2 protein-coding genes are annotated in these 2773 nt (G+C 40.9%); one reads left to right on the forward strand and one right to left on the reverse strand.

Features of this window, described 5'->3' with window-relative positions:
* Nucleotides 1–650: 650 nt before the first annotated feature.
* Nucleotides 651–803 carry a hypothetical protein gene (locus OGM63_RS13895; RefSeq protein WP_263746173.1) on the reverse strand — a complete coding sequence of 51 codons (153 nt, stop codon included), beginning with the start codon at nt 801–803 and terminating at the stop codon, nt 651–653.
* Between the two features lie 544 nt (nt 804–1347).
* Between OGM63_RS13895 and OGM63_RS13900 the strand changes: the two genes are divergently transcribed.
* Nucleotides 1348–2773, forward strand: a 1426-nt coding sequence (locus OGM63_RS13900; protein ID WP_263746172.1) for a nicotinate phosphoribosyltransferase, incomplete at its 3' end; no start/stop codon positions are given.

Here is a 2773-nt window from a genome sequence, read left to right on the forward strand (position 1 = left end):
CTACCCTTGAAGACTGTTTCCGATTTATCGGAAATACATCTTCAAGGGTGTTTCGTTTTTGACTCGCAATTCATCCCATCACCAACACTCCGTGTATGGTGTGGGGCTTCTTGCTGTACAAGCTAAATTTATCCCCAGCGTATTTTTTGCACCAGGAATAAATAAAGCCTTTAGTTAGGACTTACCACAGTCAGTCTTATTAAGAAAGTATCCAGGCGATCGCTTCTTTCAATCTCTGATAAATATTAATGATTTTATAACATTTACAAACCCGTGCCATCATTTAAAATGAGTAGAGACTACCAAGTGCTACGTCTCTAGATTGTGAGTAACGCATAATCTATATCTATGGATAATGGATAGTAAAAAGAGCAATAACTAACATCTTGCACCAGTTGCAATAACCCACCGAGGAATAAATTCCCCGTCTCATAGCTAAACTCGTCTAAAGACGGCTGGGTAAGAGTTTTAGTCCACGCTTTCTGGACTTGAGCTATTAGGAGTTTTAACTCTGGGTAGGTCTTGTGGTTTACTGAGAATGGTGCAATATGTCAAATAACCAACAATTAACAACTAAAAAATAAAAAAGTCGGTGGAGAATTTACTTTTCCACCGACTTTAATTTTCATTGACACGTCTAATATCATGATTTACCAATTGTCGGCTGCACCTTTGTAAGGTTCACCTGTAAACGGTTGTATACCAATAAGAGGATAAGCATCATCATTAGGAGCAAAAATCCGCATCGCTGCTTCAGAAATATACTGGGTAATGCTCGCTAATATTCTGGAGATAGCCATCATGTTAAATTCTCCTTTTTCCGCAGTGTTTTTAATTGCGATGTATCTAGTCTAATTCTCATATTGTCAACTGGCTCAAATTCTCAATATATTGAGAATTTATGCAATGATTCTTCAGGTGTTGTTGCAATACTTTATATAATAAAAATTAAACTTTGCCCTTTGATTATGATTGTAACCTATACCAATAAATGTTTAATTTCTCGTAGAATATGTTCCGCCGGAACGTCTGTAGAATATGTTCCGCCGGAACGTCTGTACAATATGTTCCGCCGGAACGTCTGTACAATATGTTCCGCCGGAACGTCTGTACAATATGTTCCGCCGGAACGTCTGTACAACAGTTAAATATTGAAAGTTGAGTTACAAACCTCTGATTATTTTTCACAATTACTATAAATAAATATGAACTAATTGATAAATATAGTATTAATTTGACCGCAACAACCTGATTTAAAGCGCTAAATGACATAAGTCCTGCGACAGTTGACATTACTTATGGTAAAACCTACCATAAATAAAAGCATTCCTGTAAAAACACGTGAGCATGATAACTTTGCCAAACCGGGACTGTGCACATACCAATACTCAGCAAGACAACCAAGAATTAAATCTCTCTGGGGCTGATTACAGTTTGCTGACTGACCTATACCAGCTAACAATGATCGCTTGTTACACAGGTGAAGGTGTAGAAGAATCATCGGCAAGCTTTGAATTGTCTGTGAGACGCTTACCGGAAGGTTTTGGCTATTTAATTGCGATGGGTTTAGCCCAAGGGTTGGAATATTTAGAAAAATTCCGCTTTAGTGCCTCTCAAGTCGCAGCTTTGCAGACGACGGGAATTTTTGAGGGTGCAAGCGATCGCTTTTGGTCTTTGCTGCTTGAAGGACGTTTTACCGGCGATGTTTGGGCAGTGCCAGAAGGTACAGCGGTATTTGCCAATGAACCTTTGTTGCGTGTAGAAGCACCACTTTGGCAAGCACAGCTAGTAGAAACTTACCTGTTAAATACCATTAATTATCAGACTTTAATTGCCACAAAAGCTGCACGAATTCGCGATGTCGCAGGCGAGAAAGCCACCTTACTAGAATTTGGTACAAGACGGGCATTTAGTCCCCAAGGCTCTTTGTGGGCGGCACGAGCGGCGTTAGCAGGTGGATTAGACGCTACATCCAATGTGTTAGCGGCGCTACAACTTGGGCAAAAGCCAAGTGGTACAATGGCTCACGCTTTAGTCATGGCTTTATCGGCAATGGCAGGTAGTGAAGAACAAGCATTTACAGCATTTCATCGATATTTTCCCGGTGCGTCATTGTTAATTGATACTTATGACACGATCGCTGCTGCCAAAAAGTTAGCTCAAAAAGTCAACTCAGGAGAAATGAAACTAGCAGGAGTGAGGTTAGATTCTGGGGATTTAGTTAACTTATCACTAGAAGTGCGATCGCTTCTTCCCGATGTATCGATTTTCGCTAGTGGTGACTTGGATGAGTGGGAAATTGCCAAACTCAAAGCAGCTGATGCTCAAATTGACGGTTATGGATTGGGAACACGACTAGTTACCGGTTCCCCGATAAATGGAGTTTATAAACTAGTAGAAATTGATGGTATCCCCGTGATGAAACAGTCTAGCGGCAAAATCACTTATCCGGGGCGCAAGCAGATTTTTCGCACTATTTTAGAAGGTAAAGTGAAAAGCGATCGCTTGGGATTAGCAACGGAAAACCATAGCACAGAACAACCTTTATTGCAATTAATGGTTAAAGACGGTAAACGTATGCAAGCCTCAGAAACTTTAGCAGAAATTCGTCAACGCACCACCGCAACCGTCGCAAGTTTACCTGAAGAAACCAGACAACTAAATTATCCTGTTTCCGTACAAGTAGAAATTTCCGCAGAGTTAGAAAAACTCACCCAGCAGACGCAAAGATTAGGGACTGGGGGAGACTGCTTGGAGACAGGGGGACAAGGGG

It is taken from the genome of Plectonema radiosum NIES-515 (assembly GCF_025753815.1).
GTDB classification, from domain to species: domain Bacteria; phylum Cyanobacteriota; class Cyanobacteriia; order Cyanobacteriales; family Nostocaceae; genus Hassallia; species Hassallia radiosum_A.

Excerpts from the sequence above, each read along its gene's own strand:
- OGM63_RS13895 (WP_263746173.1), bottom strand. The coding sequence starts at position 803 with ATGATGGCTATCTCCAGAATATTAGCGAGCATTACCCAGTATATTTCT.